Annotated in this window: 18 protein-coding genes; 17 read left to right on the forward strand and 1 reads right to left on the reverse strand. The window is 67.9% G+C overall.

Annotated elements, in window-relative coordinates:
* Positions 1-3 precede the first annotated feature (3 nt).
* From D3877_RS28505 to D3877_RS28570, 13 genes are read left to right on the forward strand one after another with little or no spacing between them, the layout of a single operon-like run.
* Positions 4-2199, forward strand: coding sequence for a GumC family protein (locus tag D3877_RS28505; RefSeq protein ID WP_158600039.1), 2196 nt, complete (start codon positions 4-6; stop codon positions 2197-2199).
* Complete coding sequence (locus D3877_RS28510) at positions 2168-2905, forward strand: hypothetical protein (protein ID WP_147395313.1); 738 nt, start codon at positions 2168-2170, stop codon at positions 2903-2905. The genes D3877_RS28505 and D3877_RS28510 overlap by 32 nt, the downstream gene beginning before the upstream one ends.
* 37 nt (positions 2906-2942) lie before the next feature.
* Positions 2943-4277, forward strand: a complete 1335-nt coding sequence (locus D3877_RS28515; RefSeq protein WP_211100299.1) for an O-antigen ligase family protein — start codon at positions 2943-2945, stop codon at positions 4275-4277.
* The gene (locus D3877_RS28520) at positions 4274-6328 is read left to right on the forward strand and encodes a glycosyltransferase (RefSeq protein ID WP_119834188.1); all 2055 of its coding nucleotides are present in this window, start codon (positions 4274-4276) and stop codon (positions 6326-6328) included. The genes D3877_RS28515 and D3877_RS28520 overlap by 4 nt, the downstream gene beginning before the upstream one ends.
* Positions 6325-7191, forward strand: a complete 867-nt coding sequence (locus tag D3877_RS28525) for a hypothetical protein (RefSeq protein ID WP_119834189.1) — start codon at positions 6325-6327, stop codon at positions 7189-7191. The genes D3877_RS28520 and D3877_RS28525 overlap by 4 nt, the downstream gene beginning before the upstream one ends.
* Positions 7188-7739 (forward strand): class I SAM-dependent methyltransferase, encoded by a 552-nt coding sequence (locus D3877_RS28530; RefSeq protein WP_119834190.1) that lies wholly within the window; start codon positions 7188-7190, stop codon positions 7737-7739. The genes D3877_RS28525 and D3877_RS28530 overlap by 4 nt, the downstream gene beginning before the upstream one ends.
* Entirely contained in the window at positions 7712-7930 is a 219-nt protein-coding gene (locus tag D3877_RS28535; RefSeq protein ID WP_147395314.1) for a hypothetical protein, read from the forward strand. Before D3877_RS28530 ends, D3877_RS28535 begins: the two co-directional genes overlap by 28 nt.
* On the forward strand, positions 7923-8708 hold the full coding sequence (locus D3877_RS28540) for a polysaccharide deacetylase family protein (protein WP_158600041.1): 786 nt from the start codon (positions 7923-7925) through the stop codon (positions 8706-8708). Before D3877_RS28535 ends, D3877_RS28540 begins: the two co-directional genes overlap by 8 nt.
* An 8-nt stretch (positions 8709-8716) precedes the next feature.
* Entirely contained in the window at positions 8717-9595 is an 879-nt protein-coding gene (locus D3877_RS28545; protein WP_158600042.1) for a class I SAM-dependent methyltransferase, read from the forward strand.
* Positions 9596-9600: 5 nt separating this feature from the next.
* Positions 9601-10842: a glycosyltransferase family 4 protein gene (locus tag D3877_RS28550; RefSeq protein WP_119834193.1), complete on the forward strand. Its 1242-nt coding sequence runs from the start codon at positions 9601-9603 to the stop codon at positions 10840-10842.
* Positions 10839-11588: a polysaccharide deacetylase family protein gene (locus tag D3877_RS28555; protein ID WP_119834194.1), complete on the forward strand. Its 750-nt coding sequence runs from the start codon at positions 10839-10841 to the stop codon at positions 11586-11588. The genes D3877_RS28550 and D3877_RS28555 overlap by 4 nt, the downstream gene beginning before the upstream one ends.
* Positions 11585-12880 (forward strand): dTMP kinase, encoded by a 1296-nt coding sequence (locus D3877_RS29665; RefSeq protein ID WP_147395315.1) that lies wholly within the window; start codon positions 11585-11587, stop codon positions 12878-12880. The genes D3877_RS28555 and D3877_RS29665 overlap by 4 nt, the downstream gene beginning before the upstream one ends.
* On the forward strand, positions 12858-14054 hold the full coding sequence (locus D3877_RS28570; protein WP_119834197.1) for a glycosyltransferase family 4 protein: 1197 nt from the start codon (positions 12858-12860) through the stop codon (positions 14052-14054). Before D3877_RS29665 ends, D3877_RS28570 begins: the two co-directional genes overlap by 23 nt.
* Here D3877_RS28570 and D3877_RS28575 read toward each other — a convergent pair.
* Positions 14011-16293, reverse strand: a complete 2283-nt coding sequence (locus D3877_RS28575; RefSeq protein WP_119834198.1) for a WecB/TagA/CpsF family glycosyltransferase — start codon at positions 16291-16293, stop codon at positions 14011-14013. The two genes, D3877_RS28570 and D3877_RS28575, sit on opposite strands and share 44 nt — an antisense overlap.
* Before the next feature lie 402 nt (positions 16294-16695).
* Between D3877_RS28575 and D3877_RS28580 the strand changes: the two genes are divergently transcribed.
* From D3877_RS28580 to D3877_RS28595, 4 genes are all read left to right on the forward strand, one after another.
* The gene (locus D3877_RS28580; protein WP_158600043.1) at positions 16696-17991 is read left to right on the forward strand and encodes an O-antigen ligase family protein; all 1296 of its coding nucleotides are present in this window, start codon (positions 16696-16698) and stop codon (positions 17989-17991) included.
* 120 nt (positions 17992-18111) lie between these two features.
* Entirely contained in the window at positions 18112-19230 is a 1119-nt protein-coding gene (locus D3877_RS28585; RefSeq protein WP_119834200.1) for a hypothetical protein, read from the forward strand.
* Positions 19227-20090 (forward strand): metallophosphoesterase, encoded by an 864-nt coding sequence (locus tag D3877_RS28590; protein WP_420796920.1) that lies wholly within the window; start codon positions 19227-19229, stop codon positions 20088-20090. Before D3877_RS28585 ends, D3877_RS28590 begins: the two co-directional genes overlap by 4 nt.
* Positions 20087-21343 carry a nucleotidyltransferase domain-containing protein gene (locus D3877_RS28595; protein WP_119834201.1) on the forward strand — a complete coding sequence of 419 codons (1257 nt, stop codon included), beginning with the start codon at positions 20087-20089 and terminating at the stop codon, positions 21341-21343. The genes D3877_RS28590 and D3877_RS28595 overlap by 4 nt, the downstream gene beginning before the upstream one ends.
* The last annotated feature ends 36 nt before the right edge of the window (positions 21344-21379 follow it).

Here is a 21379-nt window from a genome sequence, read left to right on the forward strand (position 1 = left end):
GTCATGGGTCTTGTCAGCGATCTCGACCTCAAACAGACGCTGGTCACGTTGTGGCGACGGCGGTGGGCCATTTTGGCGTTGACGCTGCTGAGCGCCGTCGGCGCTTGGCTTTTCGTGTCCCGCATCCAGCCGATTTACACGGCCACCGCCGAAGTCATGATCGACAGTCGGCGCACCCGGATCGTGGACATCAAGGAAATCCTGTCGCAGCTGTCCCCCCAGATAGCGACTGTGACCAGCGAGGTCGAGGTGTTGCGGTCGCGCACTCTGGCCAAACGGGTGGCGACGGCGCTCAACCTCTATGAGGATCCTGAGTTCAATCCCGCCTTGCGTCCGGTCCAGTCATCGCGGTTTGACCTGAGCGTCGTTCAGGATCTGGTCGACACGGTGCGGAGGATGATCCATCTGGAAAAGGAAGCGGTTCCCGAACTCGCCCCGGCGGAGATTGAGGAGCGTCAGCGCGCCGTTGTGATTGATGGGCTGCGCGGCGGGTTGACCGTGTCGGCGGTTCCCCAATCCATGGTGATCCGCATCGCCTACCGTTCTCCCAACCCGGCAACGGCGTCGCGCATCGCCAACGCCTTTGCGGAGCATTACGTAACCGAGCAGTTGGAGGCTAAATTCCAGGCCCTCCGTTACGCCACGAATTGGCTGAACGAACGTCTGGAAGGGCTGAAGCATGATCTGTCAGCCAGCGAACAGGCCATCAGCGCCTATCGCGCCAATCACAATCTGCTGGAAAACCGGGGGGTTTCAAGCACGCAGCAGAAGCTGACCGAACTGAACACCCTTCTGGTGACCGCCCAAACCAAGCGGGCTGAAACGGCGGCGCGCATCGCCCGGCTGGAGGCGGTGGGTCGGTCCGGACGCGGGGGGATGGCCACGGATGAGTTGTTGGACTCCACCTTCCTGTCCCGCCTGAAGGAGCAGGAAGCGACGCTGGCGGGCGAGGCTTCGGATCTGGCGTCGCGCTATGGCGACCGCCACCCGCAGATTGCCAAGATCCGCGCCGAGCTGGGCGAGATCCGCAGCAAAATGTCGACGGAAATCGGACGCCTGACTCAGGGGTTGCGCAGCGAACTGGCTGTTCTTGAGGAGCGGGAGCGGTCCGCCACCCGTGAGATCGCGGACATGGAAAGCCGGTCGCTCAGCCAGAACAAGGCGGAAATCGGGCTGCACGCGCTGGAACGGGAGGCGCAGGCCAACCGCATCCTCTACGAAACCTTCCTCAACCGCTTCAAGGAAACCGACCAGCAGGAAACCATCCAGCAGCCGGACGCCCGCATCATTTCCTTCTCCGAACGCCCGCGCGCGCCCTCCTACCCGCAAAAATCCACGCTGATTATGGCGGTGACGGTCGCCGGGTTGGTGGCGGCCATCGCGCTGATCCTGCTGATCGAGAAGTTTGACAACACGATCCGCACCAAGGACCAGTTGGAGCATCTCATCGGCCTGCCCGCTCTGGGACTGGTGCCGCAGGTGGCCGGCTCGACCGCCAACGTCGCCGCCTATCTGGTCGAACGACCGTCTTCGTCCTATGCCGAAGCGTTCCGCATCGCTTGGTTCGCCATCCGTCACCCACCAGACCGGCCAGAGCCAAAGACCCTGGTCGTCACCTCGTCCGTGCCTGATGAGGGGAAAAGCCTGACCGCCCTGTCTCTCGCCCGCACCGCCGCCGCTCTGGGCCTGAAGGTCATGCTGGTGGACGCCGATCTGCGCCGCGCGACGGTGGGAACCAAGGTTGGCCTGTCGTCTGAGCTTTCCTTGGCCGAGGTGTTGGCCGACGGGGTGGATTTCCAAAACGCGGTGGTCCGTGATCCGTTGACGTCGCTGGACATTCTGACCGCGCGGGCGGGCGGGCAGAAGCAGGTGGACATGCTGGCCATGGCCGATAAGGTGCGTCAGACCATGGACGCGATGCGGGCGGTCTACGACGTGGTGATCTTCGATTGCCCGCCGGTGCTTTCCGTGGCGGATGTCCAGATCCTGGTGCGCCACGCCGACGCCACGCTGTTCTGCTTGCGCTGGAACACCACGCCCAGGGAAAGCGCGCTGACGGCGGTGCGCATGCTGCGGGACGCCAAGGCCAAATTCGCCGGCGCCCTGCTGACCCGCGTGAACGTGCGCAAGCACTCCAGCTATGGCTATCGCGACATGGGGTATTATTATGGCCGATACCGCAGCTACTACAACAACTGATGGCGTCAGAAGCGGCGGCGGTGGTCTGGCGGCGGCGAACCGCAACCGTCGGCCTTCCCAGCCAAAAGCCACCGCCCTTTTGTCCGTGCTGTTCGGGTTGGCCGGGTTGGCGCTCGCCTCCAGTCGGCTTCCGGTTGAATGGCTGATGCTCCAGGCGCCCGCATCGTCGGCGCAGACGGTTCCGGTTGGGTTTGCTGACGCGTTGAGTGACGCGGCGGCGTCACCGGGGGCTGCGCGGGGGGCTGCGACAGCGGCCCGCCTGCGGCTTGCCGCGCTGCCCGACCCGGCTCACCGCGCCGAGCGGGAGGCCGCGTTGAGCGCCGCCGTGGCGGATCTGCACCGCGCGCTGCTCGGCGCGCCAGCCGACGCGGAGATTTGGGAGCGCCTTGCCTTTGTCGAATACGCCCGTCACCAACCTCTGGAAGCGGCGCGGGCGTGGCGCATGGCCATTGTCGCCGGAACCTTCAATCCATCGGCGATGCCCCGGCGTTTGCAAAGCGGCTTTGCTCTGTGGCCCTTCATGGACGCCGATGGACGGGAGAGCATGAACCGTTTCGTCTGGTCCTTTTTTGCCTGGGGGCCAGGAACGGTCACGGAACTGACGGCCCGTTTTGGCGCTGCGGCCATCGTGCGCCAGGGGCTGGCGGCGGATCCGGCGGTGGTCGCCGACTTTGATCGGCGGTTGGCGGCTTTCAAGAAACCCTGACCACACACGGCGCGCGCCGCCGAGAGAGATGCTGCCGATGGGGGCCGAGTTTTCGTATGATTTTCTGAGCGATGCGGAAGTTGTCGTCATCGCCGCTGGCTTTTTTTTCATGATGATCGCCGCGACGATCTTCTGGGAAATCGCCATTGTCGGCGCGCTGCTGATGAGCCTTGGAGAAACGCATCTCGGGTTCGATTTCGGTTTCGTGGCGATGGGTTACACGGTGTCGCCCTTTGATCTGTTGTCGGCGGCGCTGGTGTCGGCAGCCTGCTTCCGCTTTCTGATCGCCGGAGGAATGAGCCGCGTCCAGCTCCTTTGGATGGTCATCCTGGGGTACGGATTCCTGCGTTTTCTGGGAGGAGTGGCGGATTTTGGCCTGCCGACGGCCGTCAGTTTCTACCGACAGTCTTTTTACGTCGCCTCGGCCCTTTTCTACAGCCTGACCATTGATTGGACGCCGGAACGGCTGGAGCGTTTGGTCAAGATATGGCTTGTGGTGGGGCTGACGCTGGCCTGCATGACCATTGTTGAATGGCTTTTCCCCAATGTCATTCCGCGTCCCACCACCTCGAACGCGATGTCCTTGTATGCTTTCGATCAAGGCCGGGTGGTGCCGGCGGCGTCGGCGCTGATTATGGCGCAGGCGGGCATCATAGGGTTGGTCGTCTGGTCAGAGGCGCGTTCGTCTGTTCTGATGCGGGTTCTGTGCATTTTTCTTCTGGCCATCTCATTTGGGCTTTTTCACCGCAGCGTGTGGATGGCGGCGGCGGCTGGAATTGCCGTTCTGTTGGCGTTCAGCCGGGAATCCCTGGTCCGGGTGGTTCCCTTCATCATGTTGGGGGTGGCGGGGGCGGCGGTGTTGTGGATGTTCCAGCAGGGGCTGGGTGGTGATTTCCTGACGCGCGCGGTGCAATCCGCCGTGCAGGAGCCCTTTGCCGCAGACAGCAGCATCGCCTGGCGCGTCACCGGCTGGGAACTGCTGCTGGAGCGAGCCTTTTCCAGCGGGGTGGAAACCGTGATCTTCGGCGCCGGTTATGGCGCTGGGTACGAACGCCAGATCGGTTGGTCCACGGTGCTCTACTCCCCTCACAATTTCTACATTGCGACCCTTCTGGACACCGGCCTGATCGGCGTGGGGCTGTGGGTCTACGGCTTCGCCCGCATCACCCTGGGCCTGCTGGGCGCTCTGCCGCCGGGCTTTGTGATTTTGCGGCCCGGCCTGATGGCGCTCTTCGCCACCATCGTCGTCTACGACATCCCCTACAACCACCTGACCGAGCAAGGGCTGTGGCTGGGGGCCTTGGCCTCAACGGGAGGCGCGCTGCTCGTCAGACGCAACGCGGCGGTGGCGCGGCTGGTCGCAAGGCCATGAGCGGAGTGGCGACGGAAAGGCGGCTGATTTCCACCGTCATCGCTTGCCACAACCGACGGGACACCACCTTGCGGTGCCTGGAAGGATTGCGCACGGCTGTGCGATTGGTTCCGGATCTGCGGCTTGAAACCATTCTGGTGGACGATGGCGGCAGCGACGGCACGGCGCCAGCCGTGACGGCGTGGTTTCCCGACACGCGGATCATCCAGGCGGACGGCGCCCTGTGGTGGGCCGGGGCCATGGAATTGGGGCTGCGCGCCTGTGACCCGACGGCGGATTTCCAGCTTTGGCTCAACGACGATGTTTTGTTGCGGGACGACGCCCTGCTGCGCCTGCTCGACGCCCATGACCGTTGGCGCGACCGCCATGGCCAATCGCCGATCATCGTTGGGGCCGTCGTCGCGGCTGACGATGGCGCCGTCACCTTTGGCGGTGGGCGGCGGCTTGGCTCCCACCCTCTCCGTTCAGCGCGACTGGCGCTGGATGTCCAGCCCCAGCGGTGCGAGCTTATCAACGGCAATGTGATTCTGGTTCCTGCCCCGGCGGCGGCGCGGCTGGGCGGCGTCGATCCGGTGTTTATTGGCACCCAGGGCATGGCCGACACTGATTACGGGCTGCGCGCCGTCGCTCTGGGCATCGACGTGATCGTCGCCCCCGGTTCGGCGGGGGTGTGCGAGCGTGACCGCCGCCCGCCGCCCTGGCGCGATCCTGATCTTGGGGTTGTTGATCGGCTGCGCGCCATCACCGGCCCCCGTGGCTGCCCCTGGCGCTCCTGGCTGGTGTTCACCCGGCGGCATGGCGGCCCCTGGTGGCCTGTCTGGTGGGCGGCGCCGCTGATCAAAAGGGCGTTCGCCGTTCTGGCGCCCGACCGCTCCCCGGCCCCCCGCGTGGCTCTGGTGGAGGGGGTGGTCCCTGATTATCGGCTGGGGCTGATGCGGGAACTCGCCAAATCCACCCATCCGCGCTTCATCGTTTATCATGGGGATGGGCAGGCGGGATTGATGGCGGCTGGCAGCGCCGCGCCGCTGCCCATCGCCGCCCGGCGCGGGCGCAACCTGTTCTGGCCCCGCCTGTGCGGTGGTCGGGTTGTGTGGAGCGCAGGCGTTCTGGAGGCGTTGACCGGCGGTTTTGACGCGGTGTGCGTCGGGCTGCACACGCATGACCTCGGCATCTGGGTCCTTTGGCTGGCCCGCCGTGTGTTGGGGCGGCCCCGGCTGATGATTTCCGGCCATTTCGCCTTTTCTCAGCCCGGCGCCTGGCCGTTCGGGCCGCTGCGGCGTTTCCTGCGCCGTTGCCTTGCCCGTGGGGCCGACGCCGTTCTGCCTTACACCGAGGAGGGGGCGGAGCAGTGCCGCGCGGCGGGGATTGCCGCCGACCGTGTTTTTGTGTCGGGCAACAGCGTGGACGTGGCGGCGGCGCGGGCCGCCATAGCCGCCTTGCCCGCCGACGCCCTCGACGTGACGCGCCGCCGCCACGGGCTTGCCGATGGGTCGGTTTTCCTGTTTCTCGGGCGGTTGTATCCGGGCAAACGGGTTGACGCCGCCATTGAGGCGATGCGGGAACTGGCGCGGCGCGGCGGGCGGGCAAGTCTGTTGATCGTCGGTTCGGGGGTGGATGAAGCGCGGTTGAAGGCCTTGGCGGCTGACCTCCCCGATGTGCGCTTCGCGGCGGCGGAATTCGACCCTCACGCTCTGGCGGCGCTTTTCGCGTTGGCCACGGCGGTGATCGTGCCGGGCGCGGTGGGGTTGGTCGCCGCCCACGCGGCGGCCCATGGCGCGCCGCTCATCGCTTGCCACGGCGGCGCCCCCCATGGGCCGGAGTTCGCCTATCTGCGTCACGAAGAAAACAGTCTGCTGACCGAAGCCGTCGATCCGGTTGAAATCGCCCTGGCGATGGAACGGCTGTGCCGCGATTCTGCCCTGCGGGCGCGGCTGCGCCAGGGGGCGTGGCGCACCGGCGATGATCTGGGGTTGGAACAGGCGGCCAACGCCTACGCCATGGCCGCCCGGCGCGCTATCGGCCTTCCGTCCGGAAGAGGACCATCGCTGTGAGCGCGTCTTCCGTTTGCCCGCCGGAAACCATCCCCGCCGATGTCGGTCATCGGCTGGCCGCCGCCGGGGTGGAGGGAACGCCGGAGCGGGTGCGCGCCCTGTCCTTTGGCAAGACCGCCGTCCGGTTGGGCGGCGGAGCTGGCTTCGTCAAGCTTGCCTGTGGTCCTTTCGCTGTGGAGTTGGCGCGACGCGAGGCTGCGGCCTACGCCGCCGCCCCGCCTCGACCGCCCTTCACCAGACCGGAATTGTTGGGATTCCATGACGGGGGTGATTGGGCGGCGTTGTGGCTATCGTCGATTGATGGAACGCCAGAGTCGGCGTGGCGGGCGCTTCTGCCCTGCCGTGGCCCGTTCGACGGGGCTGGCGCGACCGTTCAACCCCTGTCCGTTGTTCTGGACGTCATGGTTCCGGGAAACGATCCGTCATCGTCGGCCGCGTCTCTGCGGCGCCTGCTGATCGAGCGCGAGGGCGACCGGGCCATCGCGTGCGAGCGCGCCCATGGCGACTTCCTGTATTGGAATGTCCTGCGCCGTCGTGGGGCGCCGCCAACGCTGATCGACTTTGAACACAGCCTTTCCATAGCCCCGCGCGGCCATGACCGGCTCTATTGGACCGCCGTTCCGCTGCTGCGCCGGGCGGCGGCCATGGGCGGGGCGGAAGCGGCGGGCCGGGCGATGGGGCTGCTGCTGCGTTTGACCGCCGGGCCGCATCTGGCGGCGACGTTCCTGCTTCATCTGCGCGCGCGTCTGGAACGCGAGCAGGCGGCGGCGTGCCGTCCAGAGGACGCGCGCGCCCATGAAACCCAGTGGCGCGCCCGCCAACTGGAACTGATCGGCCACCTGTTGCGGGAGACGCTGCGATGACCCCCCGGCTTGTCGCCCTGTACCGCCGGGCGCAGGATCTGATCCTGCCGGAGCGGGCCATTGTCCGCCGCTTCATCGCCACCCATCTGGCGGACAGGACCATGCCGCGCCTGCCCTGTCTGGACATTGGCGCCGGACCGGACCCCTATGGCGCCGCTTTGAGCCAGGCGCTTGGCCCGGACACGCCGATCATCACCGCTGACATCGGCCCCGGCGACCGGGTGCAGGCGATGGCCGACGTCCAGTTTCTGCCCTTTGCCGACCGGACCTTCGCGGCGGTGATCGCCAGCCATCTGCTTCAGCATGTGGAGGATCCGAGGGCCGCTCTGGCCGAAATCGCGCGCGTGCTGGCCCCCGGCGGCGTTGTTCTGGTCATTCACCCGTTCGTCACGCTCCAGGGCCGTCACCGGGATCTCTGGCGCTGGACGTCCGGGGGCATGGCGCTGGAAGCGCGCCGCGCCGGGCTGACCCCCATCGCGCAGCAATCGGTGGGGGGCCGCTCTACGCCGTGGCGGATCTGTTGGCGTCGTTGCCGGGGCGGCTGCTGACCGCCCACAGCCGGGGATGGCGGTCGGGGCGCGGTCCGGTGGAATCGGCGCGCCTTGCCCTCGCCTTCGCCCTGGCCGTCCCCTTTCACATCCTCGCCCGAATCGGCGGGGCGATCGACCGGGCGCTGTGGCCCGACGCGCCCTTTTATGTGGGCGGCGTCACCTTGGCGCGGAAGGATGGTCATGGCTGAGTCCCTTCGTTCGGCCCCTGTGCTGACCACGTCGTGGGACGATGGTCATCCGCTGGATCTGAAACTGGCGGAGATGCTCGCCCGTCATGGGGTTTCCGGCAGCTTTTACGTTCCGGTGCGCAACCGCAGCGGTCGCCCGGTGATGGCGGCGGCGGAACTGCGCCAACTGGCGGCGGCGGGTTTCGAGATCGGATCCCACACGCTCGACCATTGCCGTTTGCCGCAGTTGCCGCGCGACGAGGCGCGGCGCCAGATGGCCGATGGACGGGCCGCGCTGGAAGACATGCTCGGGCAGCCGGTGACGGGATTTTGCTTTCCCGGCGGGCGGATGGGGCGATGGGGCAAAGCCTTGGCGCAGGAATTGGGTTTTTCCCACGCCCGGACCACGCAGATGTTGTGTTTCGACGTCGGCGCCGATCCTCTCGCCATGCCCACCACCGCCCAAATTTACCCGCACCGCTCGGCGGCTCTGTGGCGCAACTGGCTGCGTCATGGCGGGGGGCTTGGCCGTCTGAAAGCCCTGCGCGCCCTGGCGGTGACGGGGCATGGAAACCCCGCCGACCGCTTGACGGACATCCTGACCGCTCTGCCCGACCACGCGGCCCGGTTGGGCGGCGTCTTGCACCTGTGGGGCCATTCGTGGGAGATCGAGGCCCACGGGTTGTGGCCTGTGCTGGATCGCGCCCTGGCGGCGGCGGCGGCGGCGACGCCGCCGGAACGACGCCTGACCAACCACGCCTTGGCCTGCCCACCCTTTGCGCCGGAGTCTGCCCGATGATGCGTTTCATGGCGAAAGTCGCGATTCAACGCCTGATCGGGGCCATCCCTGGCGGTCCGGCCTTGTATGAGCGCGCGCGGCGACGGCGCATCTTCGACGATATCGACTCGGAGGTGGCGGTGAAGCGCGCGGTGGCCGAACGCTACGCCAGCGTGCTGCGGACGGTGGGCGGGGTGGAGGTGGGCGCCCTGTCCAACCATCTGGAGATGGGCAGCGGTTGGTTGCCGGTGCTTCCATTGACGTTCCGCCGGTATGGGGTGACGCGGCAGGTCTTGACCGACGTCGCTCCGCTGATGCGGGGGGAGGACGCGGTGGCGGTGGCGGCGGCCCTGGACCGGGCGGCTCCCGTCGGTGCCCAGCCGCTCGCCCCGCCGCCCGGCGAAGCCGCCGACCGTTGGTTGGAGCGGCTGGGCATCCGCTATCACGCGCCGCAGCCGCTGCCCATGCCGTTCCCCGACGCCAGTTTCGATCTGGTGACGATCACCCAGGTGCTGCAATACCCTGCCCCCGACGTCATCCGCGCCATCCACCAGGAAGCGGCCCGCCTGCTCCGCCCCGGCGGGTGGTACATCCTTTCGGTGGAGCTGGCGGACCTGTACCATCACTTCGATCCGGCTCTGCCCCGCTTCAATTTCCTGCGCTATTCCGAAGCGACGTGGCGGCGCTGGTTCAACAACCCCTACACGCCGCTCAACCGGCTGCGGACGACGCAGCACCGGGAGTTGCTGGCGGCGGCGCCCTTTGACATTCTGCTGTGGGAAACGGCGGGCGGCGGCCCGGACGACATCGCCGAATTGCGGCGCGCGCCCCCGCACGCAGCCTTTTTCCACATTCCCGAGGCTGAATTGGCCCGGACCAATCTCATCGTTCTGGCTCGGCGACGGTAAGGCCCATGCGCGTGCTGCTGTCCGCCTACGCCTGCGCGCCCCATCGCGGTTCCGAGCTGGGGGTGGGGTGGGGGTGGGCCACCGCCCTGGCCGCCGCCGGGCATGAAACCCATGTGCTGACCCGGTTGCGGCGGCGGGCGGACATCGAACAGGAGATGGAGCGCGCGCCCCGCTCCGGTCTGCATTTTCATTACCACGACCTGCCATCGGCGCTGAACCGGGCGCTCCGGCTTTTTGGCAAGGGCGTCGGTGGGCGGATGCGCTATGTCCTGTGGCAAATCACCGCCCGCCGCCGGTTGCGGACCATTCTGGCCGCCAACCGCTTTGACGCCGCCCATCACGTCACCTTCGCGCAATTCTGGTCGCCCTGCGCCCTGACCGAAGCGGCGCGGCTGGGGGTGCCGGTCATCTGGGGGCCGGTCGGCGGAGGAGAGCGCGAGCCAGCGGCCTTCTGGCCCGGCCTGGGTCCGCGCGCCGCCGCGTGGGAGGCCGCGCGCGCCCTTCTCCATCGCTTTTCGCCCTGGCTGCCATGGGCGCGCCGCGCCGCCGCCCTATGCCGGGTTGCGGTGGCGGCGACCCCGGAAACCGCCGAACGCCTGCGTCGTCTGGGCGCCCGTCATGTGATCGTCCGCTCCCAAGTGGCGTTGGAACCGGATCGGCTGGCCTTGCTGGGAAGGCTGGCCGACACGCCGCGCCGTGAGACGCGGCTGGTCTATCTGGGCGACCTGCTGCCGCACAAGGGGGTGCATCTGGCGCTCGACGCCCTGGCCCGATTGCCCGGAGACTGGCGGTTCGACATCATCGGCGACGGGCCAAGCCGCGCCTGGTTGGAACGACGGGCCGCCCGTCTCGGCATTGCCGGTAAAATTCTTTTCCATGGTCGGCTGTCGCAGGATGAGGCGTGGCGCTTGATGGCGGGCGGGCGGGCGCTGCTGTTCCCAGCCCTGCATGATTCCGGCGGCTTCGCGGCGGCTGAGGCGATGGCCGCCGGTCTGCCGCTGGTCTGTTTGGCCCTGGGAGGGCCGGGCATGATGGCCGCCGGGGGCGGGGGAATCGCTGTTCCCGCTCCCTCTCCGGCGGTGGCGGTCGAGGGGTTGGCGCGGGCGCTGCGTCCGTTGATCGACGACGTCCGTTATGGGGAAGCCCTGTCACGGCAAGCGCGAAACGAGGCGTGCGCGCGCTTTTCCTGGGCGGCTGCCGTCGACACGGTCTACGCCGCCGCCGGTCTGACGGAGGGCGCGCGATGAGCGCATGTTTCCTGGTCTATCACCGGCTGGCCGATCATGGGGCGAACCGGCGCTTTCACGACGTCGCCCCCGCCCTGTGGGAACGGCATCTGGACAGGCTGGCCCATTTGGGCGCCGCCCCCATGGACGCCGATCCGCTGTTGCGTCTGACCGATGGCCGGAACGTGGCCCTGACCTTCGACGATGGAACGGCGGATCATCTGGACGCGGCGCGGGCGCTGGACCGGCGCGGCTGGCGCGGCGTCTTCATGGTGCCCGCTGGACTTCTGGGCGAATCCGGGCGACTGAGCGACGCCGACGTCGCGGCGTTGGCGGCGTCCGGCCACGCCATCGGCAGCCATGGTTGGAGCCACCGCCGTTTTGACCAGTTGTCGGAGCGCGAACGGGCCAACGAACTGGCCGCCAGCCGCGACCGTCTGGGCGGCGTCACCGGAAGCGCTCCGGTCTGGCTCGCGCCGCCCGGCGGGCTGTGGCCCGCCGCCGCGACGGCTCAGGCGCTGGAGCTGGGCTATCGCCATGCGCGCGGAACCGCTTGGGGCGTGGTGGCGGACGGGTGGCAGGAACGCCCGGAAACCCTTCTGCCCGCCTTCGTTCTGTCGGGCCGGGTCGGGCCGCAGGCGTTGGCGTGGTTGCTGCGCGCGCGGCCGGGCGGCGTCTTTGACCGGCTCGCCCGCATGAAAGAGGGGGTCAAGCGTCTGACCGGCGAAGCCGCGTGGGACCGGATGCGCGAGGGGATACGGCGATGAGGAACGACGTCGCGCCGGAACCGCCGATGCCCCGCGAGGCGCTGCTCGCCGCTCTGCTGCGTTTGGCCCACGAACGCGGGTGGCCTTTGGCGCGTCTGGATGGGGAGGCCGATCCGTCGGCCCCCTTCCACGGCGCCGACGCCGACCTGTTGGCCGACTGGCGCCCCTGGTCGGACTGGCTGGGTCTGTTGCGCGCCGCCGCCGGGGACAGCGGATGGGTGATCGTCAACGCCGTGCCGATGGGCGGGGTGCTGTCGGTTTGGGCCGCCGACCCTGCGGCGACCGATGAGGTCGCGGGAACGGCGCAGGTCGATTTTCACCGGGCGCTCAGCGCCTGCGGCGTTCCGTTCATCGACCCCGCCGTCCTGTTCGCCCGCGCTGCGCCGATGGCGGGCGCGCTCCGCTTGCGGGTGGAGGACGCTTGCGGCGCGCGGGCGCTGGAAAAATGGCTGGTCCATGGCGGGATCTTGCCCGCCGACGCGCCCGCCGATCTGATCGCGGCGGCTGTCGGCGGAGCGGCGGCGGCGATTCGGGACCGGACGCTTTCCGGTCGGTCGGCGCGCCAACGCGCCTTGCCCGTGGCCCTGCGCCGCCGTCCGGGGTTGGCGTTGCGGCTGTTGGCGGCAAAAATTGGCGACAACGTCCGACGTTTGGCCCGCCCGCCCGGCCTGCTGTTGGCGGTGAGCGGCCCGGACGGCGCCGGAAAATCATCGCTGATCGCCGCCTTGGAAGCGGCGATTCCACGGCGTCTCGCCCCCGGCTTTCGGGTTTTCCACACACGTCCGTTCCTGCTGCCCCGCTTTGGCGTGGCCCCGCCCGCCCCGCCGCCGGGGGACGCGCCGCCGTCCAAGCCGGGGTGGGCGCGGGGGTGGCTCCGCTGGGCGGTCGCCTGCGCCGATTATTGGTTGGGGGGGCTGCTGTGGGTCCGTCCGGCTTTGGCCGCTGGCGACATCGTCATCTTCGACCGCTATGTCCTGGATTATCAGGCGGCGCCGGAACGCCGGGGCGTGGCCGTCCCCGCCTGGGCGTTGGCGCTGATGGCGCGCGTGGCGCCGTCACCCGGCGCTCTGGTGGTTCTGACGGCCCCCGCCGAGGAACTCGTCCGCCGCAAGGGGGAAGCCACGCCGGAAGAGGCCGCGCGCCAGAGCCGGGTTTACGTCCGTTTGGCCGCCGCCGCGCCCGGCGGTCTGGTTGTCGACAGCGGCGCGTTGGATCCGGCGGCGGTGGCCGCCCGCGTTCGTCGTCATCTCATCGAGGTCATGTCCGGCCATGCGCGTCCTGATCGTCCATGAACGCTACCGTCAGCGCGGCGGAGAGGATGTGGTGGTCGAAAGCGAAGCCGCGCTTCTCGCCCGCAACGGGGTGGAGATCGACCTGTTGCTTGGCGACAACACCGCCATCGAGGGGCAGGGATCGGTTGGTCTTGCCCTGCGCGCCCTGTGGTCACGGGAAGGCCACGCGCTGACCCGCGCGGCCATCGACCGCTTTCAGCCCGACGTGGTTCATGTCCACAACAGCTTTCCCCTGCTGTCGGCCTCGGTGTTCGAGGCGGCGCATGGCATGGGCGTTCCGGTGGTCCAGACGCTGCACAATTACCGCCTGCTCTGCGCCAACGCGCTTTTGCTGCGCGACGGCTCCCGCTGCGAGGACTGCGTCGGGCGGATTTTCCAAGGGCCGGGCGTGCGGCGCGGCTGCTATCGCGGCAGTCCCGCCGCGACGGCGGCGGTGGCGGGCTATGCGCTGTCCCAGCGGTTGATCGGGGTGTGGGGCCGACGGGTGACGCTTTACCACGCCCTGACGCCGTCAGCGGCCGAGCGCTTCGCGCGGGGCGGCATTCCGGCGGATCGGCTGGTGGTCCGTCCGCCGTTGCTGGAATACCCGTCCGCCTTGGAGCCTGGCGGGGGAGAGCCGCGACAGGGCGCGCTGTTCGTGGGGCGGCTCAGCCCGGAAAAGGGCCTCGACAGCCTGCTGACCGCGTGGCGCGGGGTGGAGGCCCCGCTGGACGTGATCGGCGATGGGCCGGAGATGGAACGGTTGCGGCGGATGGCCCCGGCGCAGGTCCGCTTTCACGGGCGTCAGCCCGCCGCCGCCGTGGCCCGCGCCATGGCCCGCGCGGCGCTGCTGGTCTTTCCGTCCCTTTGTTACGAGATGTTCCCCCTGACGGTGGCCGAGGCGATGGCCGCCGGGCTGCCGACCCTGTGCGCCGACGGCGGCGCGGCGGCGGATGTGCTGGGGGAGGCTGGGGAACCGAGTCTCTTCGCCCGGCCCGGCGACGCGGCGGACTGGCGGGACAAGGCCGCCGCCCTGCTGGCGGATCCGGCGAATCTGATCCGGTTGGGAGCCGCCGGGCGGGAAGCTTGGCGGGCGCGGCTGGCCCCCGAGGCGACCGTCGCCGCCGCCCTGGCGCTGTATCGCCGGGCGATCAGCGGCGGCCCGGACGGAACAGCCCCTTCAGAATCCGGCTGACGGTCAAGGCGATGAAGATGGAGTTGCCGACGGCGTAGCGCCGGGCCAACCGCTGCGGCTCCGAACACAGGCGAAACAGCCACTCCAGCCCGTTCCGCCGCATCCAGAGCGGAGCCTGCCGCTTCACCCCGGCGTGGAAATCAAAGGCCGCGCCAACGCCCAACGCCACGGGCGCGGTCAGTCGCCGACGGTGGGCCGCCATCCATTTTTCTTGTTTGGGCGCGCCCAACCCGATCCACAGAATGTCTGGTTGAGCCGTGTTCACGGCGTCGATCATCGCCGCGTCCTCCGCCGCCGAGGTGGCGCGGAAGGGGGGGGCCAGCGTTCCGACGATGCGCAAGCCGGGATAGCGCTGTTGCAGAGTCCGCGACAGGGCGGCCAGCGTCTCGTCGGTGGCGCCCAGCAGGAAATGCCGCCAGCCCCGCTCCACCGACGTCGCGCAGACGGCCAGCATCAGATCCGGGCCATACACCCGCTCCGCCGGCCAGCCCAGCGCGCGGCACCACCAAACCAACGGCATGCCGTCGGTCGCCACCAGGGCGGCGTCGGCGTAGGCCGCTTTCAAACCCGCGTCCCACCGACTTTCCACAACGCCGTGAACCGTCGCCAGACACACATTGGCGGGTTGACCAGCGTCGATCCAGCCGGTGACGGCCTTCACCGCAAGGTCCAGAGTCAAAGGATCGACGCCGACGCCCAGAACATCCACCCGCGCCGCGCCGGGGCTTGGCAAAGCGGGGGGCTGGGCGGATGGCTGGGCAGGAGACTGAACGGTCGCCGCCGATCGCCGCATCGTCAAGGCAGGCCCGATGACATCGACCACCGCCTGGCGCAGCGGGCCATACGGGTTGAGCCGCAGCGAAACCGCCAAGGCCGCCGCGCACAGCGGCACGACCAGCGCCACCGACAGCAGCGGCGTGTTGGTGAGAGACAACCCGACCAGCGCCGCCGCCACAACCGGCCCCACAGGAAGCAGCGCCGCCGCCAGATGGGCGGCCACCGCGCCCGCCGTGGCCCCGCAGGTCCGCGCCGCCGCTGGCAGCAGAAACAGCAGAGCGGCAAGCTCCACGACCACCAGACATTGGGCCACGCCGCTGGCGCGAGTCGGGGCCAGCCCCAGCAGAAGAGCGGCGGTCATCAGCAGATAGGCCGTCTGGATCATCGCGCGCGCGCGCAACCGACCCGCCCCTTCCAGCAGGGTTCCCGACACCCCGGTCAGACAGCGCGCCGCGCTCCACACCGCCAGCCAAAAGAATGGCTCCGCACTGTCGGCCCAGCCGCCGCCCAGGGTCATGGCGACCAGAGGAACGGCGGCGGTGGCCATTCCGGCGGCGATGGCGGCGGTCAGACTGACCGTCAACGCCATGCCGGTCAGCCAGGTTCGCCGCCGCGTCTCGGGATCGTCGCCCAAACGGCTGAACAAAGGGAACAGAACCTGCCCCAATCCCACCGTCACCATTTCCAACGGCAGGATGGTCAGGGCGAACGCGCGGTCCCACATCCCGGCCTGCTCCGCGCCGCACAGGGCGAAGACCGCCAGCGGCAGCAGATGAAGCCCCGCCGAATCCAGCAATCGCAAGGTCAGAAACCGCGAGGACAGCGCCGCCAGCTCAATCCCACGGGCGCGGGAGGAGCCGAGGCCACGCCAGCGGACGCCGCCCGACCGCAAGGCGAAGGCCGCCGTCACCGCCGCTTGAACCAGCGCCCCCGCCATCAGGCTCCACACCCCGAAACCAGCGATCGCCAGCGGCAACGTCACCAGCCCTTGGCCCGCCAGCGTCGCCGCCAGCCCCCACAGGCTGACGGCGCGGAAATCCAAACGCCGCCGGGCCAGGGCAAGGCCGGTCAAGCCAGCCCCGGAGAAGAGAGCGGTCAGGCCATAGAGCCGGATCAGCGTGGTGGCGTCCGGGTGCGCGCTCCACTCCGCCAGCCAGGGGGCCAGCAGCCAGACCGCCAGAGCCGTACCCCCGCCCGCCGCGACGGACGCCCGGAAAAGGACCGGCACGTCCTGCTCCAGATCCAGATCCGGTTTCTGGACGATGGCCGATGAGATGCCAAGATCGGCCAGATAAAGGGCGAAGCGCACCGCCGCCGCCACCGCCGCCATCAGCCCATAATCGGCGGGCGCCAGGAAACGCACGGTCAGGCAGGCCAAGGCCAGTTGCAGCAGGGCCGACAGGGTGTTGACCCCCCATGTCCACCGCAGCGCCCGCCCGATCAGAGCCGCGCTGTCACCCATTCCGCCCCACCGGACGACGCGCGACGGCGTCGGTTGGGATGAATGCGTGTTCGCGCGCGTGACGACGAACGCCCCTGATCGGCGAATCGTCGACGCAACCAGCGATGAAAGGGGCAATGTCCTGATGCGTGCAGTCGAAGGCTGTCGTTCGCACGAGCGTTTTATGACTCATAAGCGCCCATCCGTGTCCACGTCTGCGGGGTGAATACACCAAAAGCAATGGAACCACCGTTCAAATCCGAGCCGTGTGAAAAGGGTTGACGCGGCAAGACCACCGCTTGTGACGAAACCGCGTATCCCCTATTCCTTGAACCGCCGCCAACTGAGAAAGTCGAACAACGGACTATGCGACCAAGGCGAACGCATTTCTCGATTTTCCTGGGCGTCCTAGCGGCGGCTCCCTTGCCGTTGGGTTCGAACCGCCCCTTCGCGTGGACGCTCCTTGCGGCGCTGTTGGCGGCGTTGGCGCTGTTTTGGCCATTGGCGATCCTGCGGGAACGCGGCGCCCCGTTCAACGCAGCCCGCCCTCTGGCGATTCCGGGCGTCGCCTTTTTCCTGGTTTTGGGGTGGGGCGCCGCGCAGATCTGGGGGGGCGCGCTCTTTCCCGATCTTTGGCATCCGCTGTGGCGCGACGTGACGACGGCGTTGGCGATGGCGCCGGGGGCTGTGGGTCAAATCGGGCTTGCCCCGTCGGCGGGGGTGGATGGGCTGATCCGGTTGTCCAGTTACGGGCTGGCCTTCTGGCTGGCGTATCAGCACGCGGCGTCCAGCCGCCGGGCCGACGCCATGACCGACGGTTTGGCCATCGCCGCCGCCCTGTACGCCATCTATGGGTTGGCGGCCTTCTATTCCAACTCCAACAGCATTCTGTGGATGGAGAAATGGGCCTATTTTGACAATCTGACGTCCACCTTCGTCAACCGCAACAGCTACGCCACCTACGCCGGGCTTGGGCTGCTGACGGCCCTGGCGGCCATCAGTCGCCGGATGGACGGGGTGGATGGGTGGCGACGCCTGATCGTTCATTTGGCGCGCCCGGCCATGCTGTATCTGTTCGGGTTCGGCGTTGGCCTTTTGGCCCTTCTGGAAACGGAATCACGCGCGGGGATTGTCGCCGCCGGAATCGGAATCGCCGTCTTTGCCTATGCCCGGCACGGTCATCGGCTGGGGCCGTGGAAACGGGCGGTCATCGCCCTTGGGTTGGTTGCCTCTGTCGCCTCGGCCTTTGCCCTGTTCCTGTATTATGGCGCGGCCAATCCCAGCTCCGAAGCGGCTGACCGGGTCAGAGTCTATGCCGCCACCGTCGGCCTGATCGCCGATCGCCCCCTGCTTGGCTATGGTTTGGGCAGCTTCCCCGACATGTTCGCCATGGCCCGCCCGGCCAGCGTCTCCCAAGTGTGGTTGCAAGCCCATTGCCTTTACCTGGAATTGGCCATGGAGCTTGGGATTCCGGCGGCTTTTCTGCTGGTCGGCGCGGTGGCCGTCACCTTTGCGGTGTGTTTGCGGGCCGCGTTCCGCTTTCCAGAACGGCGAACCGAAGCCGCCCTGGGCTGCGCGGCGACGGCGCTGATCGCCACTCATTCCTTGTTGGATTTCAGCATGCAGATTCCCGCCATCGCCCTGACCTGGGCCGCCATCGCCGGAACGGCTATGGGCCGTGTGGTCCACGCCAAGAGGCCCGCCGACGACAGACGGTGATGGGTGGAAAAGGCAACCGGAGCATGATACTCTAAACGACACTTAATGATGGGCATAGGTGGGGGTGCGCCACCACTCCTGAGATTGTGATTGCCCCGATTCGCCATTTGGAGCGTAGGAATGAAGACGAGCTTTTACACCGGAACGAAAAGCGGCCTGCGCGCCGCGCTTCTGCTGACGGCTCTGGCGCTCACCATTCCGGTCGTTCCCGCCCTGGCCCAACAGGGCGCGCAGCAAACGCCGGGCGCCACGCTTCCCCCGGCCCTGCGCGCGGCGTTTGTTTCGGGCAACGCGCAGCAGATGTCGGCGGCCATCAACACCCTGTCTGGCGGCAATCCGGAGCGGGCGGCCGCGTTGGCCTCTCAGGTGGTGGTTGCGGCGGAAGCCTCGTTGGCCACCAACCCGCAGGTGGCCATCCAGGCCGCCGCCGCCGCCGTGGAGTCGGTGCGCGCGACCCCCGTCCTCACCTCCTCTCCGCAGCAGACCGAAAATGTGCTGACGCGCGCGGCGCGCATCTATGTGTCTCCGGCGGTCCAGCGGACGGCGCCCCAACTGGCCGCCTCCGTCGCCTCGTCGTCGATGACCATCGCGTCCCAGACCGGCAACTCCACGCTGATCGCGAACATGGCTGTTCAGTCCATGGTCGTGGCTGAAAGCGTTCTGGCGACCAACCCGGCCGCCGCCGTCCAACTCGCCGGTCAGGCGACCCGGTCGGTGGGATCCAGCGCGGCGGTGCAGCAGACGGCGCCGCAACAATCCATGTCGGTCGCCACCTCCGCCGCCCGGATCATCGTCAATCCGGGCGCTCAGCGCGTGGCCCCCGAAGCGGTTGCGGCGATGACCGTCTCCATCACCTCGGTGGTGTCGAATCCGACGGTGTACCAGTCGTCGCCCACCGCCGCCGTGCAGGTCATGGCGAACGCCTTTGCGGCGTCCAATTCCGCCGCGATCACCGCCTCCTCCCCCGGAACGACCGTGGCCGTGACACAGGCGATCAACAACGCGAGCGCCAACACCACGCTCAATAATGTCAACACGAGCAACGCGTCACAGATGAACGAGATTTTGGCCAAGAATGTGCCAGCTCAACAGACGGCGCCACAGACGGGGACTGGTGGCACGGTCGCAAACACGCCTCAGCAAAACACGACCACGACGACGACCACCACAACCCAGCAGGCGCAAGATCCGCAGGTTGCGGATCCTGTTAGAGACACGTCCACCGCCAGCGCATCGTGACAGGTGGTTGGTTTTCGCCGGGCGGGGGCTTTGGCTGGTTTCGCACTCTGATCGGTTCTGTTGCGTCCTTTGTCGAAAACGCCCGGTCCGAGCCGGACTCTGAGGCCGCCGTCAGCCTCGTCCCGGATGGGGACGAGGTTTATGCGGTTGGCGATGTTCATGGTTCGCTGACCTTGTTGGATGATCTGTTGGCGCGCATCGGCGATGACGCCAAAACAGCTCCCGGCGTTGGACGGCGGACGTTGATTTTCCTTGGCGACTACATTGATCGCGGTCCTGACAGCGCCGGGGTGATCGAACGGCTGGCCGGGTTGTCCATGCCGGGCTTCACGATTCACCATCTGGTCGGCAATCATGAACTCGCGATGCTGGATTTTCTGCGCGATCCCGAAGGCGGGCAAGATTGGCTGCGATTCGGGGGGATTGCGACGCTGGCAAGCTATGGCGTTCCCGGTCTGCGCGACACCGATGATCCGGCGGAATTGACGGCTCTGCGCGACCGGCTGCGCGAGCGGATGCCCCCGCATCACCAGACGTTTCTGGAAAATCTGCAACCCATGATGACCGTGGGCGATTATGGCTTTGTCCATGCCGGCGTCCGACCGGGGGTCTCCCTGGCTCGGCAAAATCTGGATGATCTGTGCTGGATCCGGGATCCCTTCCTGATGTTTCCCGGACGGCACGAGAAACGGATTGTGCATGGCCATTCCATCACCCCATACCCCGAGGTTCGCGACAACCGCATCGGCATCGACACCGGCGCTTATGCCGGTGGCCCGCTGACCGCCATCGCGCTGCGCGGTTCGACCATCCGTTTCATCCAGGCGCGGCCCCCCGTCTCTCTCGCCAAGGCATCATGAGCGGAACCGGAAGCGGGCCGGTGTTGGCGCCGGAATTTCAACTTCTGTGCTTGGCCGCCCGTCCGAATGTCGATGACGACGCCCGACAGGCGTTGAACGCGCTCATTCGCCAAAACCTCGATTGGGGCGTGGTGTTGCGTGGGGTGCGACGGCATCGGGTCGCCTTTCTGGTCCGGCCACGGTTGCGGGCTGACACGGGCCTTTCCATTCCGCGCGAGGTGGAAGAGACCCTGAGCCAGTTGGTGACGGTCAACACACGCCGCGCCTTGGCGCAGACGGCGGAGGTTTGTCGGTTGATCGACCGCCTTGCCGCGATTGGCGTGCGCGCGATCATTCTGAAAGGCGTGGCGTTGGCCGCTTCCTTGTACGGAAACATCGCCGCGCGGGGGGTTGGGGACATTGATCTTCTGGTCGCCCCCGATGATTTTCGCGCCGCCGGGGAGGCGTTGACCGCCATCGGCTATGTTCCCGATGGCGGTCCCATGTCGGAGGCCCGTTTCAAGGCCGAACTGCGCGGCGGCAAGGATTGGACCTTCCGTCACCCGGACACCGGGGCCATGGTCGAGCTTCATCATCGGCTGGTCGGTTCCCGGACCTTGCTGGCCACCGATTTTAGCAGTCTGTGGCAGGCGCGCGCGGAAACCCATCTGGGATCCAGCGCCGTCCCCTGCCTGTCCTTTCCCATGCTGCCGCTGTATCTGTGCATTCATGGGGACTGGCACAATTGGGACCGTCTGCAATGGCTGATTGATCTGGAGCGCTGCGTCGAGGCGGACCAGAACGACGCTCTTCTGGCCTTCGCCGATGGCTCGGGCAGCGGGGGAGCCATGCGCCGGGCGATGATTCTGGGACGGGATTGGCTTGGATCCACCAGCTTCGGCGCCCAGGCTGTCAGTCGCAAGGCGCAGGTCAGCACCGACCGCTTCGTTGAACGGCTGTTCGGTGGCGTCGGCTGGCTGCGCGAACCGCCGCTGGGAAGCGCGGCGCACATGACGCGGAGTTTCTGGCGCCGCTATCACCGCTGGGAAACGCGCGATCGCTGGCGGGATATGTGGGAGGAGGTGGCGCTGGAAAGCCACCGCTCCACCGATTGGGACACCATTCCGTTGCCGGAACGGCTGTCCTGGCTTTATCCATGGCTGCGCCCCGTCGGGCTGCTGTTGCGCCATCGGGCGCAACGGGCGGTTCGCAATGGGGGTGATGTTGAGACTGAAGCATCGAATCGGTGTGGAGAGAGACCCGCCCGGTGGTGATGCGGGTGGAACTGTTCGGGGGGCGCTGCGGCGACT

It is taken from the genome of Azospirillum cavernae (genome assembly GCF_003590795.1).
In the GTDB taxonomy this organism is placed as follows: domain Bacteria; phylum Pseudomonadota; class Alphaproteobacteria; order Azospirillales; family Azospirillaceae; genus Azospirillum; species Azospirillum cavernae.

What these genes read in the sequence shown, in the direction of transcription:
- D3877_RS28595 (WP_119834201.1), top strand. Translation starts at nt 20,087, where the DNA reads ATGAGCGGAACCGGAAGCGGGCCGGTGTTGGCGCCGGAATTTCAACTT.
- D3877_RS28545 (WP_158600042.1), top strand. Translation starts at nt 8,717, where the DNA reads ATGGCGAAAGTCGCGATTCAACGCCTGATCGGGGCCATCCCTGGCGGT.
- D3877_RS28540 (WP_158600041.1), top strand. Translation starts at nt 7,923, where the DNA reads ATGGCTGAGTCCCTTCGTTCGGCCCCTGTGCTGACCACGTCGTGGGAC.
- D3877_RS28555 (WP_119834194.1), top strand. Translation starts at nt 10,839, where the DNA reads ATGAGCGCATGTTTCCTGGTCTATCACCGGCTGGCCGATCATGGGGCG.
- D3877_RS28575 (WP_119834198.1), bottom strand. Translation starts at nt 16,293, where the DNA reads ATGGGTGACAGCGCGGCTCTGATCGGGCGGGCGCTGCGGTGGACATGG.
- D3877_RS29665 (WP_147395315.1), top strand. Translation starts at nt 11,585, where the DNA reads ATGAGGAACGACGTCGCGCCGGAACCGCCGATGCCCCGCGAGGCGCTG.
- D3877_RS28515 (WP_211100299.1), top strand. Translation starts at nt 2,943, where the DNA reads ATGGGGGCCGAGTTTTCGTATGATTTTCTGAGCGATGCGGAAGTTGTC.
- D3877_RS28570 (WP_119834197.1), top strand. Translation starts at nt 12,858, where the DNA reads ATGCGCGTCCTGATCGTCCATGAACGCTACCGTCAGCGCGGCGGAGAG.
- D3877_RS28520 (WP_119834188.1), top strand. Translation starts at nt 4,274, where the DNA reads ATGAGCGGAGTGGCGACGGAAAGGCGGCTGATTTCCACCGTCATCGCT.
- D3877_RS28510 (WP_147395313.1), top strand. Translation starts at nt 2,168, where the DNA reads ATGGCCGATACCGCAGCTACTACAACAACTGATGGCGTCAGAAGCGGC.
- D3877_RS28505 (WP_158600039.1), top strand. Translation starts at nt 4, where the DNA reads ATGGGTCTTGTCAGCGATCTCGACCTCAAACAGACGCTGGTCACGTTG.
- D3877_RS28585 (WP_119834200.1), top strand. Translation starts at nt 18,112, where the DNA reads ATGAAGACGAGCTTTTACACCGGAACGAAAAGCGGCCTGCGCGCCGCG.
- D3877_RS28530 (WP_119834190.1), top strand. Translation starts at nt 7,188, where the DNA reads ATGACCCCCCGGCTTGTCGCCCTGTACCGCCGGGCGCAGGATCTGATC.
- D3877_RS28550 (WP_119834193.1), top strand. Translation starts at nt 9,601, where the DNA reads ATGCGCGTGCTGCTGTCCGCCTACGCCTGCGCGCCCCATCGCGGTTCC.